At 67.7% G+C, this 20,800-nt stretch carries 14 protein-coding genes and 1 tRNA gene; 13 read left to right on the top strand and 2 right to left on the bottom strand.

The window, feature by feature from the left end:
* Nucleotides 1-9: 9 nt before the first annotated feature.
* The 11 genes from KV396_RS10560 (at nt 10) to rpoC (ending at nt 18,127) form a co-directional block, all read left to right on the top strand.
* Nucleotides 10-984: a carbohydrate ABC transporter permease gene (locus KV396_RS10560; RefSeq protein WP_247955691.1), complete on the top strand. Its 975-nt coding sequence runs from the start codon at nt 10-12 to the stop codon at nt 982-984.
* Nucleotides 981-1,814 carry a carbohydrate ABC transporter permease gene (locus KV396_RS10565; protein WP_247623222.1) on the top strand — a complete coding sequence of 278 codons (834 nt, stop codon included), beginning with the start codon at nt 981-983 and terminating at the stop codon, nt 1,812-1,814. The genes KV396_RS10560 and KV396_RS10565 overlap by 4 nt, the downstream gene beginning before the upstream one ends.
* Nucleotides 1,811-3,295, top strand: coding sequence for a glycoside hydrolase family 3 N-terminal domain-containing protein (locus tag KV396_RS10570; protein WP_247955692.1), 1,485 nt, complete (start codon nt 1,811-1,813; stop codon nt 3,293-3,295). Before KV396_RS10565 ends, KV396_RS10570 begins: the two co-directional genes overlap by 4 nt.
* 14 nt (nt 3,296-3,309) lie before the next feature.
* On the top strand, nt 3,310-4,173 hold the full coding sequence (locus KV396_RS10575; RefSeq protein WP_247955693.1) for a MurR/RpiR family transcriptional regulator: 864 nt from the start codon (nt 3,310-3,312) through the stop codon (nt 4,171-4,173).
* Nucleotides 4,174-4,327: 154 nt separating this feature from the next.
* Nucleotides 4,328-6,001, top strand: coding sequence for an ABC transporter substrate-binding protein (locus KV396_RS10580; protein ID WP_247955694.1), 1,674 nt, complete (start codon nt 4,328-4,330; stop codon nt 5,999-6,001).
* 118 nt (nt 6,002-6,119) lie between these two features.
* Nucleotides 6,120-7,124 (top strand): ABC transporter permease, encoded by a 1,005-nt coding sequence (locus KV396_RS10585; RefSeq protein ID WP_247623218.1) that lies wholly within the window; start codon nt 6,120-6,122, stop codon nt 7,122-7,124.
* A 34-nt stretch (nt 7,125-7,158) separates the two neighbouring features.
* On the top strand, nt 7,159-8,109 hold the full coding sequence (locus KV396_RS10590) for an ABC transporter permease (RefSeq protein ID WP_247623217.1): 951 nt from the start codon (nt 7,159-7,161) through the stop codon (nt 8,107-8,109).
* Entirely contained in the window at nt 8,106-9,797 is a 1,692-nt protein-coding gene (locus KV396_RS10595) for an ABC transporter ATP-binding protein (protein ID WP_247955695.1), read from the top strand. Before KV396_RS10590 ends, KV396_RS10595 begins: the two co-directional genes overlap by 4 nt.
* 47 nt (nt 9,798-9,844) lie before the next feature.
* Nucleotides 9,845-10,450, top strand: a complete 606-nt coding sequence (locus tag KV396_RS10600; RefSeq protein ID WP_247955696.1) for a hypothetical protein — start codon at nt 9,845-9,847, stop codon at nt 10,448-10,450.
* A 219-nt stretch (nt 10,451-10,669) separates the two neighbouring features.
* The gene (rpoB, locus tag KV396_RS10605; RefSeq protein ID WP_247632778.1) at nt 10,670-14,170 is read left to right on the top strand and encodes a DNA-directed RNA polymerase subunit beta; all 3,501 of its coding nucleotides are present in this window, start codon (nt 10,670-10,672) and stop codon (nt 14,168-14,170) included.
* Nucleotides 14,171-14,251: 81 nt separating this feature from the next.
* Complete coding sequence (gene rpoC, locus KV396_RS10610) at nt 14,252-18,127, top strand: DNA-directed RNA polymerase subunit beta' (RefSeq protein ID WP_247623213.1); 3,876 nt, start codon at nt 14,252-14,254, stop codon at nt 18,125-18,127.
* 79 nt (nt 18,128-18,206) lie between these two features.
* Here rpoC and KV396_RS10615 read toward each other — a convergent pair whose 3' ends face one another.
* A complete protein-coding gene (locus KV396_RS10615; protein WP_247955697.1) occupies nt 18,207-18,803 on the bottom strand; it encodes a hypothetical protein in 597 nt (198 codons plus the stop codon).
* A 75-nt stretch (nt 18,804-18,878) separates the two neighbouring features.
* Between KV396_RS10615 and KV396_RS10620 the strand changes: the two genes are divergently transcribed.
* Together KV396_RS10620 and KV396_RS10625 are read left to right on the top strand one after the other, a co-directional pair.
* Complete coding sequence (locus KV396_RS10620) at nt 18,879-19,805, top strand: carbohydrate kinase family protein (protein WP_247955698.1); 927 nt, start codon at nt 18,879-18,881, stop codon at nt 19,803-19,805.
* Nucleotides 19,806-19,891: 86 nt separating this feature from the next.
* Nucleotides 19,892-19,976, top strand: a tRNA-Tyr gene (locus KV396_RS10625).
* A gap of 54 nt (nt 19,977-20,030) precedes the next feature.
* Here the strand turns inward: KV396_RS10625 and KV396_RS10630 are convergent.
* Nucleotides 20,031-20,789 carry an SDR family NAD(P)-dependent oxidoreductase gene (locus tag KV396_RS10630; protein WP_247632775.1) on the bottom strand — a complete coding sequence of 253 codons (759 nt, stop codon included), beginning with the start codon at nt 20,787-20,789 and terminating at the stop codon, nt 20,031-20,033.
* Between the last annotated feature and the right edge of the window lie 11 nt (nt 20,790-20,800).

The raw sequence follows: 20,800 nt of genomic DNA on the forward strand, positions 1-20,800 counted from the left end.
ACTCCTTCCATGTCGATGGTGCAAGCGCCACTGCCGGCCACGAAGGCGGAGTCCCCCTCCGCCTCCGTGGCCGGCGGCCGGAAGCGTCGCGGTCTCTCGATCGTCACGGCCCGCCCCTGGCTCCTCCTCGCGCCCGGGCTGATCATCCTCGCGGTGCTCATGCTCTGGCCGCTCATCCAGGTGTTCATCTACTCGCTGCAGGACTACGGTCTGCGCGAGATCAACACCGGGGAGAACAACTGGATCGGCTTCGACAACTACGTCGAGGCGCTCACCAACCCGACCCTGTGGACGGTGGTCCTGCCCAACACCGTCGGGTTCGCCGCGGTGGCGGTCTTCGTCACCGTGGCGGTCGGCACGCTCGTCGCCCTGCTGCTCGCTCGCCTCGGCACCACGTGGCGCGTCATCGTCTCGAGCTGCATCATGGTCGCGTGGGCGATGCCCGCGGTGACCGGCACCTACGTCTGGACCTTCATCTTCGATGCCGACCGCGGCATCTTCAACTCCGTCCTGCGAGACCTCGGCCTCATGGACCAGTCGATCAACTGGTTCACGAACCAGTGGTCGTTCTACGCGATCGTGCTGCTGAACGTCGTGCACCACGGCTTCCCGTTCGTCGCGATCACCGTGCTCGCCGGACTCCTCGGCGTCTCGAAGGAGATGCTCGAGGCCGCGGCCCTCGACGGCGCCGGCGCGTGGCGACGCTTCTGGAAGATCATCTTCCCGACCCTCAAGCCCGTCTTCTCGGTCGTCATCATCCTGTCGACGATCTGGGACTTCAAGGTCTTCGCCCAGGTGTACCTGATGCCCGGCGGTGGCGGCGGCAACCGCCAGGTGCTCAACCTCGGCGTCTGGTCGTACGTCGAGTCGTTCGGTCAGAACCGCTACGGCTTCGGTGCGGCCCTCGCCGTGCTGCTCACCCTCGTGCTGATCGGCATCACGATCGTGTACATCCGATCCCTCATGAAGGAGGACGAGCTGTGAACCCGCGCGCATCCCTCCGCTCCCGCATCGGTATCGGGATCGCCGTCGCGGCCGTCCTGATCTTCACGCTGTTCCCCGTGTACTGGATGGTCTCCAGCGCCTTCGACAAGAAGGCCTCGAGCGGTGGGCAGTCGCTGCTGCCGCAGGAGTTCACCTTCGACAACTTCGCGTTCGTCCTCACCGAGGGCGGGTTCGGCACCTTCCTGCGCAACTCGGCGATCGTGGCGATCGTCACCGTCGTCGTGAGCGCGCTCGTGTGCCTCCTCGCCGCCGTCGCGGTCGCCCGCTTCAAGTTCAAGTTCCGCACCACGATCCTCATGATGATCCTCGTCGTGCAGATGGTGCCGCTCGAGGCGCTCGTCATCCCGCTGTTCCTCCAGGTGAAGAGCCTCGGACTCCTCAACAGCATCCTCGGTCTGATGGTCGTGTACGTCGCGCTCTCGCTCGCCTTCGGCATCTGGATGCTGCGCGGATTCGTCGCGGCCGTCCCGGTCGAACTCGAAGAGGCCGCCTACATCGACGGCGCGAGCTGGTGGCGCATGTTCCGCTCGATCCTGCTGCCGCTGGTCATGCCGGGCCTGGTCGCGACGAGCATCTTCAGCTTCATCACCGCGTGGAACGAGTTCATCTTCGCGATGACGATCCTCGGCGCGCAGACCGACCAGTACACGGTCTCGATCGGTCTCAAGTCGTTCTTCGGCCTGTTCGCCAACGACTGGGGCAGCATCATGGCCGCGTCGACGATCATCACCCTCCCGGTCATGATCTTCTTCGTGATCGTGCAGCGCCGTCTGGCCTCGGGCATGGTGGCGGGAGCCGTGAAGGGATGACCGACGACCTCGAGCGCCTCGCGAACGGCGTGCTCTGGCCGGGCTTCTTCGGTACCGAGGCGCCCGCCTGGCTGACCTCCGAGCTGCGTGACGGCCTCGCCGGCGTCGTGTACTTCGGCCAGAACGTGGGCGAGGGGCTGTCGGCGCTGAGCGCCGAGATCCTCGCCGCCAACCCGGATGCCCTGATCGGCGTCGACGAGGAGGGCGGCAGCGTCACCCGCCTCGAGTCGGCCACCGGGTCCACGCTCCCCGGAGCCGCTCAGCTCGGCGCACTCGACGACCTCGTCGCGACCGAGCGCACCGGTGCCGAGCTCGCCCGTCGCGTGCGTGCGGTCGGTGCGAACGTCGTGCTGGGTCCCGTCGCCGACGTGAACACCGATCCGCGCAACCCCGTGATCGGCGTGCGGGCGTTCGGTTCCGAGGAGCCGCTCGTCACGCGTCACGTGATCGCGGCGGTGGACGGCATCCAGGACGGCGCCGTCGCCGCGTGCATCAAGCACTTCCCGGGTCACGGCGACACACATCTCGACTCGCACCACGCGCTGCCCGAGATCGCGCTCGACATCGACGAGTACGAGCGCGTGCACCTCGCGCCGTTCCGTGCCGCGGTCGAGGCCGGGGTCGACAGCATCATGACCGCCCACATCGTCGTCCCGGCGTGGGGCGACCAGCCCGCCACCCTCAACCCGCGGGTGCTCGGCATGCTGCGCGAGTGGGGTTTCGAGGGCGTCATCATCACCGACGCGCTCGACATGGCGGCCATCCGGGAGACCGTCGGGATCGGCGGGGGAGCGGCGCAGGCCCTCGCGGCCGGCGCCGACCTGCTCTGCATCGGAAACCCGACGAACCCCGGCGACGATGCCCTCCCCGACCAGGACGAGCGCGACTTCCGCGCCGCGCGCGACGGCATCGTCGCAGCGCTGCGCGACGGGTCGCTCTCCCGTGAGCGCGTCGAGGAGGCCACCGGTCGCGTGGCGGCCCTCGCACGCAAGCTCCGTGCGGCCGCCGCCGAAGTGTCGGACGGCATCGAGGAGTTCGACGCGACCGATGTCGTGCGCCGTGCGATCAGCGTCGTCGGAGACGCCCCGGCTGCGGCATCCGCTCTGTCGGTCGTCGATGCACGCCGCCGTTCGACGCTGGCCGTCGACAGCGCCTCGGCGTACGTCTCGGCGACGCTCGCCGACGACGGGCGCCGCGTGCGCCTCGACGTCGCGCACACCTCGGTCGAGGAGCAGGATCGGGTGCTCGACGACGCGGTGTCGACGGAGGGTACGACCGTGCTGCTCATTGACCGTCCCGATGCGGATGCCGCGCAGCGTGCACTCGTGGAGCGCGCCGCCGTGCGCGACCCCGACGCCGTCGTCGTCAACGTGGGCCTCGCCGCACGCACGGCGCTCCCGCTGCCGACGATCGAGGTGGGAGCCGCCAGCAGGCTGGGCGCGCAGATGGCACGGGAGCGGTTGGTCGGCGCCGCCGGCTGAGACGGGTGCGCACGATGGACGACGACGTTCTCGCGCTGGTCCGCCGCTCGGCCCCGAAGTTGAGCGCGGCCGAGACGCGCGTGGCCGAGCGGATCCTCGACGACCCGATGCTCGTCGTCGAACTCGCGATCACCGACCTCGCCGAGCTGTGCGGCACATCGCTGTCGACCGTCGCGCGCTTCGCGCAGTCGCTGGGCTTCAGCGGTTACCGCGAGCTGCGCGTGGCGGTCGCGCGCTCGGTGACGCTGGCCCAGGCGCAGCAGGCGCGCTTCGGGTTGGATTCGACGACGATCTCGGCCGACGACGGCCCCGCCACGATCGCCGCGAAGCTCGCGGCCCAGCAGATCGACGCGATCGAGAGGACCGCTCACGGGCTCGATGCGGCGACCCTGGATCGGGCGGCGCGGGCCCTCGTCGATGCCCGCCACATCGACCTCTTCGGCCAGGCGGCCTCATCGCTCGCCGCGCAGGATCTGCAGCTGAAGCTCTCGCGCATCGGCAGCGCCGTCTCGCACTCGGCCGATCCGCACCTGGCGCTCACCGCGGCCGCGTTGCGCACGTCCGATGACGTGGCGGTCGCCTTCTCGCACAGCGGCGAGACGGTCGAGACGCTGCGTGCGCTGGAGGTGGCGAGGGATGCCGGTGCGCTCACCGTCGCGGTGACCGGTGTCGCCGACTCCTCGCTCGCGCGGACCGCCGAGCTCGTGCTCCTCACGCACGCCTACGAGTCGCCGTTCCGGATGGCGGCGATGTCGAGCCGGATCGCGCAGCTGGCCCTCGTCGACGTGCTCTTCGTGCGCGTCGTGCAGCACCGCGGCGAGCCCGTGTCGATCCCGCTTCGGCTCACGCACGACGCCGCGGTGCACCACCGGCGCTGAGACCCGGGTCCGGAGATCGCGATACCGGATCGCAACACTCTCGTAACGCGAGAGTCTTGGCATACCAACATCCACTGAGTAGCGTCGAGGGAATCACCATGCGGGCGACGATGCCCGCATGCGCAGCGAAACGCCCCACAGGGAAGGTTCATCCATGCACCAGTCACCACTTCGACGACGCGGTCTCGTCGCCATCACGGGGGCGACGATCGCCGCCCTCGCCCTCGCGGGTTGTGTCGCGAGCGAGCGCGGCGACAACGATTCGGAAGGGTCCGGCGACGTCGACGGCACCTTCGTGTTCGCCGCATCGTCCGACCCGGCCAGCCTCGACCCCGCGTTCGCGCAGGACGGCGAGAGCTTCCGCGTCTCCCGGCAGATCTTCGAGGGTCTCGTCGGCACCGAGCCGGGAACGGCCGACCCCGCGCCGCTCCTCGCCGAGAGCTGGGAGTCGTCGGAGGACGGCATGAGTCACACCTTCACCCTCAAGGAGGACGTGACCTTCCAGGACGGCACGCCGTTCAACGCCGAGGCCGTCTGCGTCAACTTCGACCGCTGGTACAACTGGACCGGCCTCGCCGCGTCCGAGGCCTTCGGCTACTACTACAACAAGCTCTTCAAGGGCTACGCCGACACCGCAGCGGATGCCGTGTACAAGTCGTGCACGCCCGACGGCGACTACTCCGTCACGATCGAGCTGAACAAGCCCTTCGCCGGTTTCGTGGCCTCGCTGTCGCTGCCGTCGTTCGCGATGCAGAGCCCCTCGGCGATGCAGGAGTTCGGCGCCGACGAGGTGGGCGGATCCGCCGAGGCTCCGCAGCTCTCGGAGTACGCCATGGGCCACCCGGTCGGTACGGGCCCGTACCAGTTCGAGGAATGGGCGCCGGGCGAGCAGCTTACGCTCAAGGCCTACGACGGCTACTGGGGTGACGCCGGGCAGATCGACGAGATCATCTTCCGCACGATCGGCGACCCGACGGCCGCCCGCCAAGCTCTGGAGTCCGGCTCGATCGACGGCTACGACCTCGTCGGCCCGGCCGACACCCAGGCGCTCGAGGACGACGGCTTCACCATGGTGTCGCGCCCACCGTTCACGATCCTCTACCTGGCGTTCAACCAGGCGATCCCCGAGCTTCAGGACCCGAAGGTCCGTGAGGCGCTGTCGTACGCAGTCGACAAGGACGCGCTGATCAGCCAGGTGCTCCCCGAGGGCACCGAGAAGGCCATCGAGTTCGTGCCCGAGGTCGTCAACGGCTACAACCCCGATGTCACGACCTACGACTACGACCCCGAGAAGGCCAAGGAGCTGCTCGCCGAGGCCGGCTACGACGAGGCCAACCCGTTGAAGCTCACCTTCAACTACCCGGTGAACATCTCGCGTCCGTACATGCCGGACCCCGAGCAGATCTTCACGGTGCTCTCGTCGCAGCTCGCAGAGGTCGGCGTCGAGACCACGCCGGTCTCGGAGGAATGGGTCGAGTACCTCGACCGCACCACCGGTACGTCGGATCACGGCATCCACCTCCTCGGGTGGACCGGTGACTACAACGACACCGACAACTTCGTCGGCGTCTTCTTCGGCCAGCAGAGTTCCGAGTGGGGCTTCGACAACCCGGAGCTTTTCCAGAAGCTCGAAGAGGCGCGCGGCGTGCCGAACCTCGAGGACCAGACGGCTCTGTACGAAGAGATCAATGAGATGGTCGCCCAGTTCATCCCCGGTGTTCCGCTCGCGCACCCGGCGCCCACACTGGCGTTCGATCCGCGCGTCGAGAGCTACCCGGCCAGCCCGGTGAACGACGAGGTCTTCACGGACATCGTCCTCACCAAGTAGGCCCGACCGACGCGCACCCTTCGTCTCATCGCTCCGCTCCTCGCTCAGGGACCGGCCTCCCGGTCCCTGAGCGAGCGGAGCGAGACGAAGGGTGTGCGCCCGATCTACGGAGATCTCTGTGCTGCGCACCATCGGCGGGCGACTGCTGTTCCTCATCCCCACTCTGATCGGCCTCAGCATCCTGCTGTTCGCCTGGGTCAGAGCCCTCCCCGGCGGCCCGGCCGTCGCCCTTCTCGGTGAGAAGGCGACCCCCGAGGCCATCGAGAGGGTCAACGAACTCTACGGATTCAACAAACCGCTCATCGAGCAGTACTTCGTCTGGGTGACGAGGCTGCTCCAGGGCGACTTCGGCACCTCGATCCAGACCAACCGGCCGGTCGTCGAGGAGTTCTTCCGCCGCTTCCCGGCGACCATCGAGCTCAGCGTCGTCGCGCTCATCTTCGCGGTCGGCGTCGGTATCCCGCTCGGCTACTGGGCGGCGCGCCGCCACGGCAAGTTCAGCGACCACGCCTCGGTCGTGCTGAGCCTGATCGGCATCACCATCCCGGTGTTCTTCCTCGCGTTCATCCTGAAGTACATCTTCGCCGTGCAACTGGGCTGGCTGCCCTCCGACGGCAGGCAGAATCCGAGGATCGACGCCACGCATCCCACGGGCTTCTACGTGTGGGACGGTCTCATCACGGGCGAGTTCGATGCCGCGTGGGACGCGATCCTGCACCTGATCCTCCCGGCTCTGGCGCTGGGCACGATCCCGCTCGCGATCATCGTGCGCATCACGCGGGCGAGCGTGCTCGAGGTGCAGAACGCCGACTACGTGCGCACCGGGCGGGCGAAGGGCGTCGGATCGTCGACGCTCCGCAACCGCTTCATCCTGCGCAACGCCATGCTGCCCGTCATCACGACGATCGGTCTGCAGACCGGTCTGCTCATCTCGGGGGCGGTGCTCACCGAGACGGTGTTCGCCTTCCCGGGGATCGGGTCGTTCCTGGCCCGGGCGATCTTCACTCGGGACTTCCCGGTGCTGCAGGGCTTCATCATCTTCATCGCGATCGCGTACGCGCTGATCAACCTCGCGGTGGACGTCTCGTACAGCTTCATCGACCCGAGAGTGAGGGTCCAATGACGACCATCACCGGCATCCGGAAGGGGGCGATGTCATGAGCGTCGCACTCCCACCCGCCCAGGGCGGCGGCGTGATCGACACCGTCGCGATCGCCCAGGCCGGCATCAAGGAAGGACCCGGCGGGTTCTGGCGCGACGTCTTCCGACGTCTGCGCCGCAACCCCACGGCGTGGATCGGCGCGATCATCGTGCTGCTGTTCCTCCTCGTGGCGGGCCTCGCCCCGCTGCTCGCCCCGTATCCCGAGACCGCGCTCCCCGGGGCGAAGTTCATCACCCCGACCTACATCCCGGGACCGGGGGAGCTGCCGCAGTTCCCGCTCGGCCTGGATCGGTTCGGCGGCGACGTGCTCTCGAAGCTGATCTGGGGTGCGCGGGCGTCGCTGCTCGTCGGCGTCATCTCCACCGCGATGGGACTCGTCGGCGGCATGCTGCTCGGTCTCCTCGCCGGTACCTTCGGCGGCTGGGTCGACACCGTGATCATGCGCTTCGTCGACATCATCCTCTCGGTGCCGAACCTGCTCCTCGCGGTCTCGATCGCGGCGATCCTCGGCCAGACGCCGTTCGCGGTGATGATCGCGATCGGTGCCTCCCAGGTGCCGATCTTCGCCCGCCTGCTGCGCGCCTCGATGCTGCAGCAGCGATCGAGCGACTACGTGCTCTCGGCGCAGACCCTCGGTCTCGGTCGGGGGCGCATCACGATGTCGCACGTGCTGCCGAACGCGATCGGTCCCGTGATCGTTCAGGGCACGCTCACGCTCGCGACCGCGGTGATCGACGCCGCAGCGCTCTCGTTCCTCGGTCTCGGCGGCGGTCGCCCCGAGACGGCCGAGTGGGGTCGCATGCTCACCTACGCGCAGGCGGAACTCTCGATCGCGCCGTGGCTGGCCTTCCTGCCCGGTATCTGCATCGCGGTCACCGCGCTGGGCTTCACCCTGTTCGGTGAGGCGCTGCGCGAGGCCATGGACCCGAGGACGCGTGCCCGATGAACGCCCAGGAGAACACGATGAACGACACCCCGCTCCTCTCCGTCGAGGGGCTCGCGGTCGACTTCACCACCATGGACGGCGTCGTGCACGCCGTCGAGGGGGTCGACCTCGAGATCTCGCCCGGTGAGACGGTCGCGATCGTCGGCGAGTCCGGTTCGGGCAAGTCGACGACCGCGATGGCCATCATCGGCCTCCTCGCGGGAGGCGGCAGGGTCGCCAGCGGCAGCATCCGTCTCGACGGGCGCGACATCGCGCACGCCGGCGAGAACGAGCTCCGCACGATCCGCGGGCGCGACATCGGTCTCGTCCCGCAGGATCCGATGTCGAACCTCAACCCGGTCGCGAAGGTCGGCACCCAGGTCGCCGAGACGTTGCTCGCGCACGGTCTCGCCACGCGGCAGAACGTGCAGCAGAAGGTCGTCGAGGCGCTCACCGCCGCGGGCCTGCCCGATCCCGAGAAGCGGGCGAAGCAGTATCCGCACGAGTTCTCGGGCGGAATGCGGCAGCGCGCGCTGATCGCGATCGGCCTCGCCTGCAAGCCGCGTCTGCTGATCGCCGATGAACCGACGAGCGCGCTCGACGTCACGGTGCAGCGCACGATCCTCGATCAGATCGGTGCGATGACGCGCGAGCTCGGCACCGCCGTGCTGCTCATCACGCACGACCTCGGTCTCGCCGCCGAGCGCGCGGAGCGCGTCGTGGTGATGCACCGCGGCAAGGTGGTCGAGCAGGGCCCCGCCCGCCAGATCCTCGAGGATCCGCAGCATCCGTACACGCAGTCCCTCGTGAAGGCCGCCCCCTCGGTGGCGGCCGCGCGCCTGCGTCCGGAGGCCTTCCAGGTCGAGGAACGAGCGGATGCCCCGGTCGACGCGTCCACGGATTCCGCTTCCGCCGCGAAGGCCGACCAGATCGTCGAGATCGAGGGCCTCACCAAGGTGTACCCGGTGCGCGGACGCGGCGAGGACTTCGTCGCGGTCAACGACGTGTCGCTCGCGATCCCGCGCGGCGAGACGGTCGCGATCGTGGGGGAGTCGGGGTCGGGCAAGACGACGACGGCGCGGATGCTGTTGAAGCTGATCGAGCCGACCAGCGGTCTGATCCGTTTCGAGGGCAAGGACGTCGCGTCGCTCAGTCGTGCCGAGACGCGCGACTTCCGCCAGCGCGTGCAGCCGATCTTCCAGGATCCGTACTCCAGCCTGAACCCGATGTTCACGATCGAGCGTCTGATAGCCGAGCCCCTCGAGTTCTACCGCCGGGGGAGCGGCGCCGAACGTCGTGCGCGCGTGCGCCAGCTGCTCGACGACGTGGCGCTGCCGCAGTCGATGCTCGGGCGGTATCCGTCGGAGCTGTCGGGCGGTCAGCGCCAGCGCGTCGCGATCGCCCGTGCACTCGCGCTCTCGCCCGACCTCATCGTGTGCGACGAGCCGGTCTCCGCCCTCGACGTGCTGGTGCAGGACCAGATCCTCACCCTGCTCGGCGACCTCCAGAGCGAGTACGGGCTCAGCTATCTCTTCATCTCGCACGACCTCGCCGTGGTGCGTCTCATCAGCGATTACGTGTGCGTGATGAAGGACGGCAGCCTGGTCGAGGCCGCGTCGTCGGAGGAGATCTTCACGAACCCGCGCGACCCCTATACGCGTCGTCTGCTCGCCTCGATCCCCGGGAACGAACTCGACATCGCGTCGTGAGGGGCGGGCGGCCGGCGATGTCGCAGGCAATGGATAGCATGTGTCGCATGCGCACTCCTGTTCGATCCGCCGCCCTGCTCGTCGCCGCCGCCCTCACCCTCACCGGGTGCTCGACGCTCATCCCGACCCCGCAGGAGACGAGCGGGTCCTCGTCCGAGGTCGAGGCCGAGGAGACGACGGCGGGCGAACTCGACGGCGTGCCCGCGACGGGAGCCACGATCGCCGGTGACGGCTACACGTTCATCGCGCCCGCGGGGTGGGAGGACCCGCAGCAGGAGATCCCCGGGTTCGATCCCGACAGCTTCGCCGCCGATCTCCAGGACGCCGACGGGTTCGCCGACAACGTGAACGTGCTCAAGTCCCCGGTCGGCGTCGTCACGCCCGACCAGGTCGAGACGCTGGGCTTGAAGGAGCTCGAGACCGTGGGCGCTACCGACGTCGTCGTGCACGACCGCGTCGTCGTCGCGGATTCCGAGTCCGCGCACATCTCGGCGGCGATGTCGAGCGAGGGCGTCTCGTACGTCGTCGATCAGTACTACGTCAGCAGCGCCGACCAGACCTACGTCGTGACGTTCTCCTTCAGCGACACGGTGCCGGCGGTCGAGCGCCAGCAGACCGCCGAGTCGGTGCTCGTCACCTGGACCTGGGTGTGACGCTCGCCACAGCGCGCTGACGGATGCCAATACCGCAGCATCCGATATTGGTCAAGGACTCCACTTGCCATGTCGCAGATTCGTGTCTATAGTTAGTAGTTGCGCTCGCTTCTCCATGCCCTCATATGGTGGTCGGCATTTCGTTGAGCTTCTGAGCGCACACTCCACCTGACGACAAAGGAATCGAGAAGCCCTGCGGGGCTCACGGAGGTTATTCCCTTGGCTGCTGCTCGCAACGCATCCACATCCACCACCACCAAGAACGGACGCGGAGCTTCCCGCCTCTCGTTCGCCAAGATCTCCGACACGCTGACGGTCCCCGACCTTCTCGCCCTCCAGACCGAGTCCTTCGGCTGGCTCGTCGGTAACGACGACTGGAAGGCCCGCGTGGCCGAGGCCAAGAAGGCCGGCCGCACCGACGTCAACGAGATCAGCGGTCTCGGCGAGATCTTCGAGGAGATCTCCCCGATCGAGGACCTCGGCGAGACGATGCAGCTCTCGTTCACGAACCCGTACCTCGAGCCCGAGAAGTACTCGATCGAGGAGTGCAAGGAGCGTGGCAAGACCTACGCCGCTCCGCTGTACGTCGAGGCCGAGTTCATGAACCACCTCACCGGTGAGATCAAGACCCAGACGGTCTTCATGGGCGACTTCCCGCTCCAGACCGGCAAGGGCACGTTCATCATCAACGGCTCCGAGCGCGTCGTCGTCTCGCAGCTGGTGCGTTCGCCCGGTGTCTACTTCGACAAGACGCCCGACAAGACGTCCGACAAGGACATCGTCTCGGCGCGCGTGATCCCGAGCCGTGGTGCATGGCTCGAGTTCGAGATCGACAAGCGCGACCAGGTCGGTGTGCGCATCGACCGCAAGCGCAAGCAGTCGGTGACCGTCTTCCTCAAGGCCCTCGGCATGACGAGCGAAGAGATCCTGGCGGAGTTCGCCGGCTTCACCTCGATCGAGGAGACGCTCGCGAAGGACACCATCGTCACGAAGGAAGATGCGCTCCGCGACATCTACCGCAAGCTGCGTCCGGGCGAGCAGGTCGCCGCCGAGGCCGCCCGCGCGCTCCTCGACAACTTCTACTTCAACCCGAAGCGCTACGACCTGGCGAAGGTGGGTCGTTACAAGATCAACCACAAGCTCGGTCTCGACGCGCCGCTGACGGACTCGGTCCTCACGGTCGAAGACATCGTCGCGACGATCAAGTACCTCGTGCGCATCCACGCGGGCACCGAGACCTTCTCGGGCATCCGCGGCGGCAAGAAGGCCGAGATCCGTCTCGCGACCGACGACATCGACAACTTCGGCAACCGTCGCATCCGCGCGGTCGGCGAGCTGATCCAGAACCAGGTCCGCACCGGTCTGTCGCGCATGGAGCGCGTCGTCCGCGAGCGCATGACCACGCAGGACATCGAGGCGATCACGCCGCAGACCCTGATCAACGTGCGCCCCGTCGTCGCCGCGATCAAGGAGTTCTTCGGAACGTCGCAGCTGTCGCAGTTCATGGACCAGAACAACCCGCTCGCGGGTCTGACCAACAAGCGTCGTCTCTCGGCGCTCGGCCCGGGTGGTCTCTCGCGTGACCGCGCCGGCGTCGAGGTCCGTGACGTCCACCCGTCGCACTACGGGCGCATGTGCCCGATCGAGACCCCGGAAGGCCCGAACATCGGTCTGATCGGTGCTCTCGCGACGTTCGCGCGCATCAACTCGTTCGGTTTCATCGAGACCCCGTACCGCAAGGTCGAGGGTGGCGTCGTCACCGACCAGATCGACTACCTCACGGCTTCCGAAGAGGTCGACTTCAACATCGCGCAGGCCAACGCCCCGCTCGATGCCAAGGGTCGCTTCCGCGAGAGCCACGTCCTCGCGCGCCCCAAGGGCGGTAGCGGTGAGGTCGACCTCTTCCTCCCGGAGGAGATCGGCTACATCGACGTCTCGCCGCGCCAGATGGTGTCGGTCGCGACCTCGCTCGTGCCCTTCCTCGAGCACGACGACGCGCAGCGCGCCCTCATGGGTGCCAACATGCAGCGTCAGGCCGTGCCGCTGCTGCGCAGCGACTCGCCGCTCGTCGGAACCGGTATGGAGGGCTACACGGCCATCGACGCCGGTGACGTGATCACCGCCGAGAAGGCCGGTGTCGTCTCCGAGGTCTCCGCGGACCGCGTCGTCGTCATGCTCGACGAGGGCGGCACGCAGGAGTACCACCTGCGCAAGTTCGACCGCTCCAACCAGGGCACCTCCTACAACCAGAAGGTCGTCGTCACTGCCGGCGAGCGCATCGAGGTCGGAGAGGTCATCGCCGATGGCCCCGCCACCGAGAACGGCGAGCTGGCCCTCGGAAAGAACCTCCTCGTCGCGTTCATGACGTGGGAGGGCTACAACTTCGAGGACGCGATCATCCTGAGCCAGGACCTGGTGAAGGACGACACCCTCTCCTCGATTCACATCGAGGAGTACGAGGTCGACGCGCGCGACACCAAGCTCGGCAAGGAGGAGATCACCCGTGACCTCCCCAACGTCAGCCCGGAGCTGCTCAAGGACCTCGACGAGCGCGGCATCATCCGCATCGGTGCCGAGGTTCGCCCCGGCGACATCCTCGTCGGCAAGGTCACTCCGAAGGGCGAGACCGAGCTGTCGGCCGAGGAGCGTCTGCTCCGCGCGATCTTCAACGAGAAGAGCCGCGAGGTCCGCGATACGTCGCTGAAGGTTCCCCACGGTGAGCAGGGCACGATCATCGCCGTCAAGGAGTTCAACGCCGAGGACGGCGACGACGAGCTCGGCTCGGGCGTCAACCGCCGCGTCGTGGTCTACATCGCCCAGAAGCGCAAGATCACCGAGGGTGACAAGCTCGCCGGCCGTCACGGCAACAAGGGTGTCATCGCGAAGATCCTCCCGATCGAGGACATGCCGTTCCTCGCGGACGGAACGCCGGTCGACATCGTCCTGAACCCGCTCGGCATCCCTGGCCGAATGAACTTCGGCCAGGTGCTGGAGACCCACCTCGGGTGGATCGCCAAGCAGGGCTGGAAGGTCGAGGGCACCCCCGAGTGGGCCGTGCGTCTGCCGGAGCAGGCTTTCGAGGCCGCTCCCGGTACGAAGGTCGCGACCCCGGTGTTCGACGGCGCGTCGGAGGAGGAGATCTCCGGTCTCCTCGACTCGACGCTCCCGACGCGCGACGGCGTTCGCCTGATCGACTCGACCGGAAAGACGCAGCTGTTCGACGGCCGCTCCGGTGAGCCGTTCCCGGCGCCGATCTCGGTGGGCTACATGTACATCCTGAAGCTGCACCACCTGGTCGACGACAAGATCCACGCACGTTCCACGGGTCCGTACTCGATGATCACCCAGCAGCCGCTCGGTGGTAAGGCGCAGTTCGGTGGACAGCGCTTCGGTGAGATGGAGGTGTGGGCCCTCGAGGCCTACGGCGCCGCGTACGCCCTTCAGGAGCTCCTCACGATCAAGTCCGACGACATCCTCGGCCGCGTCAAGGTCTACGAGGCGATCGTCAAGGGCGAGAACATCCAGGAGCCCGGCATCCCCGAGTCGTTCAAGGTGCTCATGAAGGAGATGCAGTCGCTCTGCCTGAACGTCGAGGTCCTCTCGGCCGACGGCACGCTGGTCAACCTCCGCGACACCGACGACGAGGCGTTCCGCGCCGCGGAAGAGCTCGGTATCAACATCTCCAGCCGCTTCGAGGCCGCCTCGATCGACGAGATCTAATCCTTCGGACGGGCCCGGGACGCAATTCCCGGGCCCCCCGAAGCAGACTTCTCAAAAAGAATTTCCGACACAGGAGAACTAGTGCTCGAGTCCACAACTTTCGATGAGCTTCGCATCGGCCTGGCGACCGCAGACCACATCCGCGCGTGGTCCTACGGCGAGGTCAAGAAGCCCGAAACCATCAACTACCGCACCCTGAAGCCCGAGAAGGACGGCCTCTTCGGAGAGCAGATCTTCGGACCGTCCCGCGACTGGGAGTGCGCCTGCGGAAAGTACAAGCGCGTCCGCTTCAAGGGAATCGTCTGCGAGCGCTGCGGCGTGGAGGTCACCAAGAGCTCCGTCCGTCGTGAGCGCATGGGTCACATCGAGCTCGCCGCTCCCGTCACCCACATCTGGTACTTCAAGGGCGTTCCCTCGCGTCTGGGCTACCTGCTCGACATGGCGCCGAAGGACCTCGAGAAGGTCATCTACTTCGCCGCGTACATGGTCATCTCGGTCGACGAGGATGCTCGTCACCGCGACCTGGGAACGCAGGAGAACAACGTCCGTCTCGAGCTGAAGACGCTCGGCGACCGCCGCGACTCCAAGATCGCCGAGCGCCTCGCTCGTCTCGAGGAGGAGCTCGCTGCTCTCGAGGCCGAGGGTGCCAAGGCCGACGCCAAGAAGAAGGTCAAGGACGCCGCCGAGAAGGAGATGTCGCTCATCCGCAAGGGTGCCGACGAGGCGATCGCCAAGCTCGAGCGCGTGTGGGAGGACTTCCGCACGCTCGAGGTCGGCGCACTGCGTCCCGAGGACGACGTCTTCCACGAGCTGCAGGACCGCTTCGGTCAGTACTTCGAGGCCTACATGGGTGCCGAGTCGATCCAGCGTCGTCTCGCCGCCTTCGACCTCCAGGCCGAGGCCGAGAACCTGCACCTGCAGATCGCCGAGGGCAAGGGCCAGCGCAAGATCCGCGCGATCAAGCGTCTCAAGGTCGTCAACTCGTTCCTCGAGACCGGCATGAGCCCGGCCGCGATGGTCCTCGACGTCGTCCCGGTCATCCCGCCGGAGCTGCGTCCGATGGTGCAGCTCGACGGTGGCCGCTTCGCGACCTCCGACCTGAACGACCTGTACCGCCGCGTGATCAACCGCAACAACCGTCTTCGTCGTCTGATCGACCTCGGTGCCCCCGAGATCATCGTCAACAACGAGAAGCGCATGCTGCAGGAGGCCGTCGACGCCCTGTTCGACAACGGTCGCCGTGGTCGTCCCGTCACCGGTACCGGCAACCGCGCCCTGAAGTCCCTCAGCGACATGCTGAAGGGTAAGCAGGGTCGTTTCCGTCAGAACCTGCTCGGAAAGCGCGTCGACTACTCGGGCCGTTCGGTCATCATCGTCGGACCGCAGCTCAAGCTGCACCAGTGCGGTCTGCCCAAGCAGATGGCTCTGGAGCTCTTCAAGCCGTTCGTCATCAAGCGCCTGATCGACCTGGGTCACTCGCAGAACATCAAGGCCGCGAAGCGCGCCGTCGAGCGCACCCGTCCCGAGGTCTGGGACGTGCTCGAGGAGATCATCCGCGAGCGTCCCGTGCTGCTCAACCGTGCGCCCACGCTGCACCGTCTCGGCATCCAGGCGTTCGAGCCGCAGCTCGTCGAGGGTAAGGCCATCCAGCTGCACCCGCTCGTCTGCGCGGCGTTCAACGCCGACTTCGACGGTGACCAGATGGCCGTGCACCTGCCGCTGTCGGTCGAGGCTCAGGCCGAGGCCCGCGTGCTGATGCTCGCGTCGAACAACATCCTGAAGCCGTCCGACGGCCGCCCGGTGACCCTGCCTTCGCAGGACATGATCATCGGTCTGCACCACCTGACCACGGTCAAGGAGGGCGCAGCCGGTGAGGGCCGTGCATTCGGTTCGGTCGGCGAGGCGATCCTGGCGAAGGACGAGGGAACCCTCGACCTGCAGGCCAAGATCCGCATCCGCATCCCGGGTCTGACGTTCCTCGAGGGCGAAGCGCCCGAGGGGTACGAGCGTCACGGTCTCGTGGACGCCTCGCTGGGTCAGGCGATCTTCAACGACGCGCTGCCGAAGGGTTACCCCTTCGTCCGCGAGCAGGCCGACAAGGGCAAGCTGTCGCAGATCGTCAACAAGCTGGCCGAGGAGTACCCGAAGGTCGAGACGGCTGCGTCGCTGGACCGCATCAAGGATGCCGGTTTCTACTGGGCCACGCGCTCCGGTGTGACCGTCGCCCTGAGCGACATCCTGACGCCGCCGAACAAGGCCGAGATCGTCGCGGGCTACGAGAAGCAGGCCGCGAAGGTCCAGTCCCAGTACGAGAAGGGCCTCACGACCGACGCCGAGCGTCGCCAGGAGCTCATCAAGATCTGGACCGAGGCGACCGACGAGGTGCAGGCCGCGATGAAGGCGCACTTCCCGGAGGACAACACCATCAACCGCATGGTGTCCTCGGGCGCCCGTGGTAACTGGCTGCAGATCCGCAACATCGCGGGTATGCGTGGTCTGGTGAACAACCCCAAGGGTGAGATCATCCCGCGTCCGATCATCTCCTCGTACCGCGAGGGTCTGTCGGTGGCGGAGTACTTCATCGCGACGCACGGTACCCGTAAGGGTCTGGCCGACACCGCTCTGCGTACCGCCGACTCGGGTTACCTGACCCGTCGTCTGGTGGACGTCTCGCAGGACGTCATCATCCGCGAAGAGGACTGCGGCACGTCGAAGGGCCTCGAGCTCCCGATCGCCGCTCCGAACTCGCAGGGTGAGCTCGTGCGCGATGCGAACGTCGAGAACTCGGTGTTCGCCCGTACGCTCGCCTCGGGTGTCGTCGACAGCAAGGGCGAGGTCCTCGCCGACGCCGGTGACGACGTGGGTGACGTGCTCATCGACAAGCTCGTCGCGGCGGGTGTCGAGACCATCAAGGTGCGCTCGGTCCTGACCTGCGACTCCGCCGTCGGTGTCTGCGCTCAGTGCTACGGCCGTTCGCTCGCGACGGGTAAGACCGTCGACATCGGCGAGGCCGTCGGCATCATCGCGGCCCAGTCGATCGGTGAGCCCGGTACCCAGCTGACGATGCGTACCTTCCACACCGGTGGTTCCGCGTCGGCAGACGACATCACGCAGGGTCTTCCCCGTGTGCAGGAGCTGTTCGAGGCTCGTACCCCCAAGGGTGCGTCGCCGATCGCCGAGGCCGATGGCCGCATCACGATCGACGAGACGGACAAGGCCAAGAAGGTCATCCTGACCCCCGACAACGGCGACGAGCCGGTCATCTACCCGGTTCTGCGTCGTGCGACGCTCCTGGTCGAGGACGGACAGCACGTCACGGTCGGTCAGCCGATCCTGGTGGGCACGCTCGACCCCAAGGAGGTCATGCGTGTCATGGGTGCCCGCGAGGTGCAGCGTTACCTCGTCAACGGCGTCCAGGGCGTGTACCGCTCGCAGGGTGTGCCGATCCACGACAAGCACATCGAGGTCATCGTCCGCCAGATGCTCCGCAAGGTCACCGTCGTCGATCACGCCGACACGACCCTGCTGCCGGGTGAGATGGTCGACCTCAAGCGCTACCAGGCGATCAACCGCGAGGCCGTGGCCGAGGGCAAGCGCCCCGCGTCGGGCCGTTCGGAGCTGATGGGTATCACGAAGGCGTCGCTCGCGACGGAGTCGTGGCTGTCGGCCGCCTCCTTCCAGGAGACGACCCGCGTGCTCACCGAGGCTGCGATGCAGGGCAAGCGCGACCCGCTGGTCGGTCTCAAGGAGAACGTCATCATCGGAAAGCTCATCCCCGCCGGAACCGGTCTCTCGAAGTACCGCGACGTCACGGTCGAGGCAACGGAAGAGGCCAAGAGCGAGCGCTACCCGAACCGGATCTTCGCATCCGACGGTGCGTACGCCGACGGTGACTTCGGTTACGTCGACTTCGACGCGTTCTCGACGGACGACATCACGCCCGGTACGTACAACTGAGTGTGAGTGAGTGAACGAAGGCCCCGGGGTTCTCCCCGGGGCCTTCGTCGTACCCGCCGGCATCCGAGCGGGCGGATGCCTAGTCGAAGATGCTCGCGATGATGCTGGCTGTGTAGCCGGTGGGCGCGAGGTTGGAGTACTGGGTGTCGATGAGGATGTCGTCGAGCCAGAAGAGGGTGCGCCCGTCGGTCACGGGGTATTGCTCGTTCTGCCAGGTCTTCTCGCAGCGGGTGCCGCCGTCGGGCGTGAAGCAACTGAAGCCCTCGGTGTCGGCCAGATCATTGAGCAGATCGAGCGCGGGTCCGCGGTTCATGCGCTCGATCGTGGTGACGAGGCCGGTGGTGTCGGCGCCGGGGTCGCGCCAGATGCAGGTGAGGGTTCCGTTCGGGCCGACGCCCGACGGTCCGAACGCGGCGTCGTTGAGCGGCGTCTCGCCGAGCTGCGACAGCACGTCCTCGGAGAGGATCGCGCGGCAGTCGGTCGGCAGCGCCACGGCGGCGGCGGTGGGTGTCGGCGACGGGGTGGGGGAGGCGGATGCCGACTCGGTGGGCGATTCCGATTCCGAGGGCGACGGAGAGGCGGAGGAGCCCCCGTCTCCGTCGGAGGCGGCGCCGCAGCCCGTGAGGCCGGCGATGAGCAGGAGGGCCGCGACGGCGGCAACGGAGCGTGCCTTCATAGCCACACCGTACTCCTCGGTCATCCCGAGCCGTGCGAGCGGACGATGACGGCGGGGCGCGGTAATGTCGGGCGGGTGAGCACAGACACTTCTTCCCGATCCGCGGTCGTCATCGGAGACGCCCTGATCGACGAGATCCGCGACGAGGCGGGCATCCGCGAACTGGTGGGCGGGGCCGCCCTGAACGTGGCCGTGGGCCTGCGCAGATTGGGCGTGCCGACGACGCTGATCGCGATGGTGGGCGACGATGCGGCCGGCGAGCACATCCGTGAGTACCTCGATGACCACGGCGTGCGGCTGATCGCCGAGCCGGCCCCGCACGGATCGTCGCGCGCGACCGTGCAGCGCTCCGCCAGCGGCGAGCCGGAGTACGTCTTCAACGAGGCGGCGCAGCGGCGCAGCATCCGCTATTCGGATGCCGCGCGGCGGGCGATCGCCGACTCGGATCTCGTGGCGATCAGCTGCTTCCCGTTCGATGTTCCCGCCGAGGTCGACGCGCTGGCGGATGCCGTCGGCGACGCGCGCCTCGCGATCGATCCCAACCCGCGTTCGGGCATGCTCAGCGACCGGGAGGAGTTCGTGCGAGGCTTCGAGCGGCTCGCCGCGGCGACCGAGATCGTCAAGGTGGGCGCCGATGACGCGACGCTGCTGTACGACGGCGACCTCGACGCGCTGCGCGTGCGTCTGCGCGGCCTCGGCGTGCGCGCGGTGCTGGCGACGGCGGGCTCGGAGGGCGCGGTCATCGAGACGGATGCCGCGACGATCTCCGCGCCGATCGCGACGCTGCCGGGGCCGATCGTCGACACGGTCGGAGCGGGCGATGCGACCCTCGCCGCCGTCGCTGCGGGGCTGGTCGGAGCGCGTCCTGAGGCGGCGGAGGAGTGGCAGGCGCTGCTGCGTCGGGCGATGGACATCGCGGCGGCCACGTGCCGCGCCGAGGGCGGTCTGCTGCGCACTCCCGAGTCGCTCGCGGAGTCAGCGCGCGGCGCGCAGGGCAGCTGACAGCTCGATTTCATCCACCGGCGTTCGGCGGGTACTATAAATACTCGTGCCCCCGGTTGGCTGTTCAAGTTGGACGGGTGCGCTCTGGCGAGTTACCCAAGCGGCCAAAGGGATCTGACTGTAAATCAGACTGCACTGCATTCGGGGGTTCGAATCCCTCACTCGCCACCAGAAAGGCCCCGCGATCGCGGGGCCTTCTTCGTTTCCGGTTCACCTTCGCGGAGCTCACCGCAAGTACGAAGCCCCGTTGAGATCGAGCACCGCACCCGACGCCCACTGCGCCTCGGGCGAGGTGAGGTAGACGACCGCGGCGGCGACCTCCTCGGGCGTGCCGACGCGGCCGAACGGGCTCTGCGCGCGCACGGAATCACCTTCGGCGCCGGCGAGCTTCGACTGCTGCCGTTCGGTCCCGACGAAGCCGGGGGAGACGGTCGCGACGGCGATGCCGTGCGGAGCCAGCGCGACGGCCAGCGACTGGCCGAGCGCGTGCAGTCCCGCCTTCGCCGCCCCGTAGGCGGGGAAGTCGGGCTCGCCGCGGTCGGCGCCGCGTGAACCGATGTTCACGATCGATCCGCCGGCACCCGCGCGGATCAGCGCGTTGGCGACGAGATAGGAGACGTTGGCGGCGGCGCGGAGGTCGACGTCGAGCATCCGTGTCCATGCCTCCTGCCAGGTGGCGTAGTCCACGGCATCCACCCGATGGAAGGTCGCCGGGCTCGGCGCGATCGCCGCATTGTTCACGAGCACGTCGATGACCCCGAGCGCCGCGATCGCCTCGTCGACGATGGCCGCGGCATCCGTCGGATCCGAGAGATCGCCGCCCACCAGGTGATGGCCGTCGCCGTGCAGCAGGGCGAGCGTCTCGGCGGCGGAGTCCCGGTCGCTGCCGTAGTGCACCGCGACGCGATCGCCGCGAGCACTCAGCGCGATCGCGGTGGCCCGGCCGATGCCGCGGGATGCTCCGGTGACGAGTGCGTGTGCCATCCCGCCACTCT

It is taken from the genome of Microbacterium galbinum (assembly GCF_023101185.1).
GTDB classification, from domain to species: Bacteria; Actinomycetota; Actinomycetes; order Actinomycetales; family Microbacteriaceae; genus Microbacterium; species Microbacterium galbinum.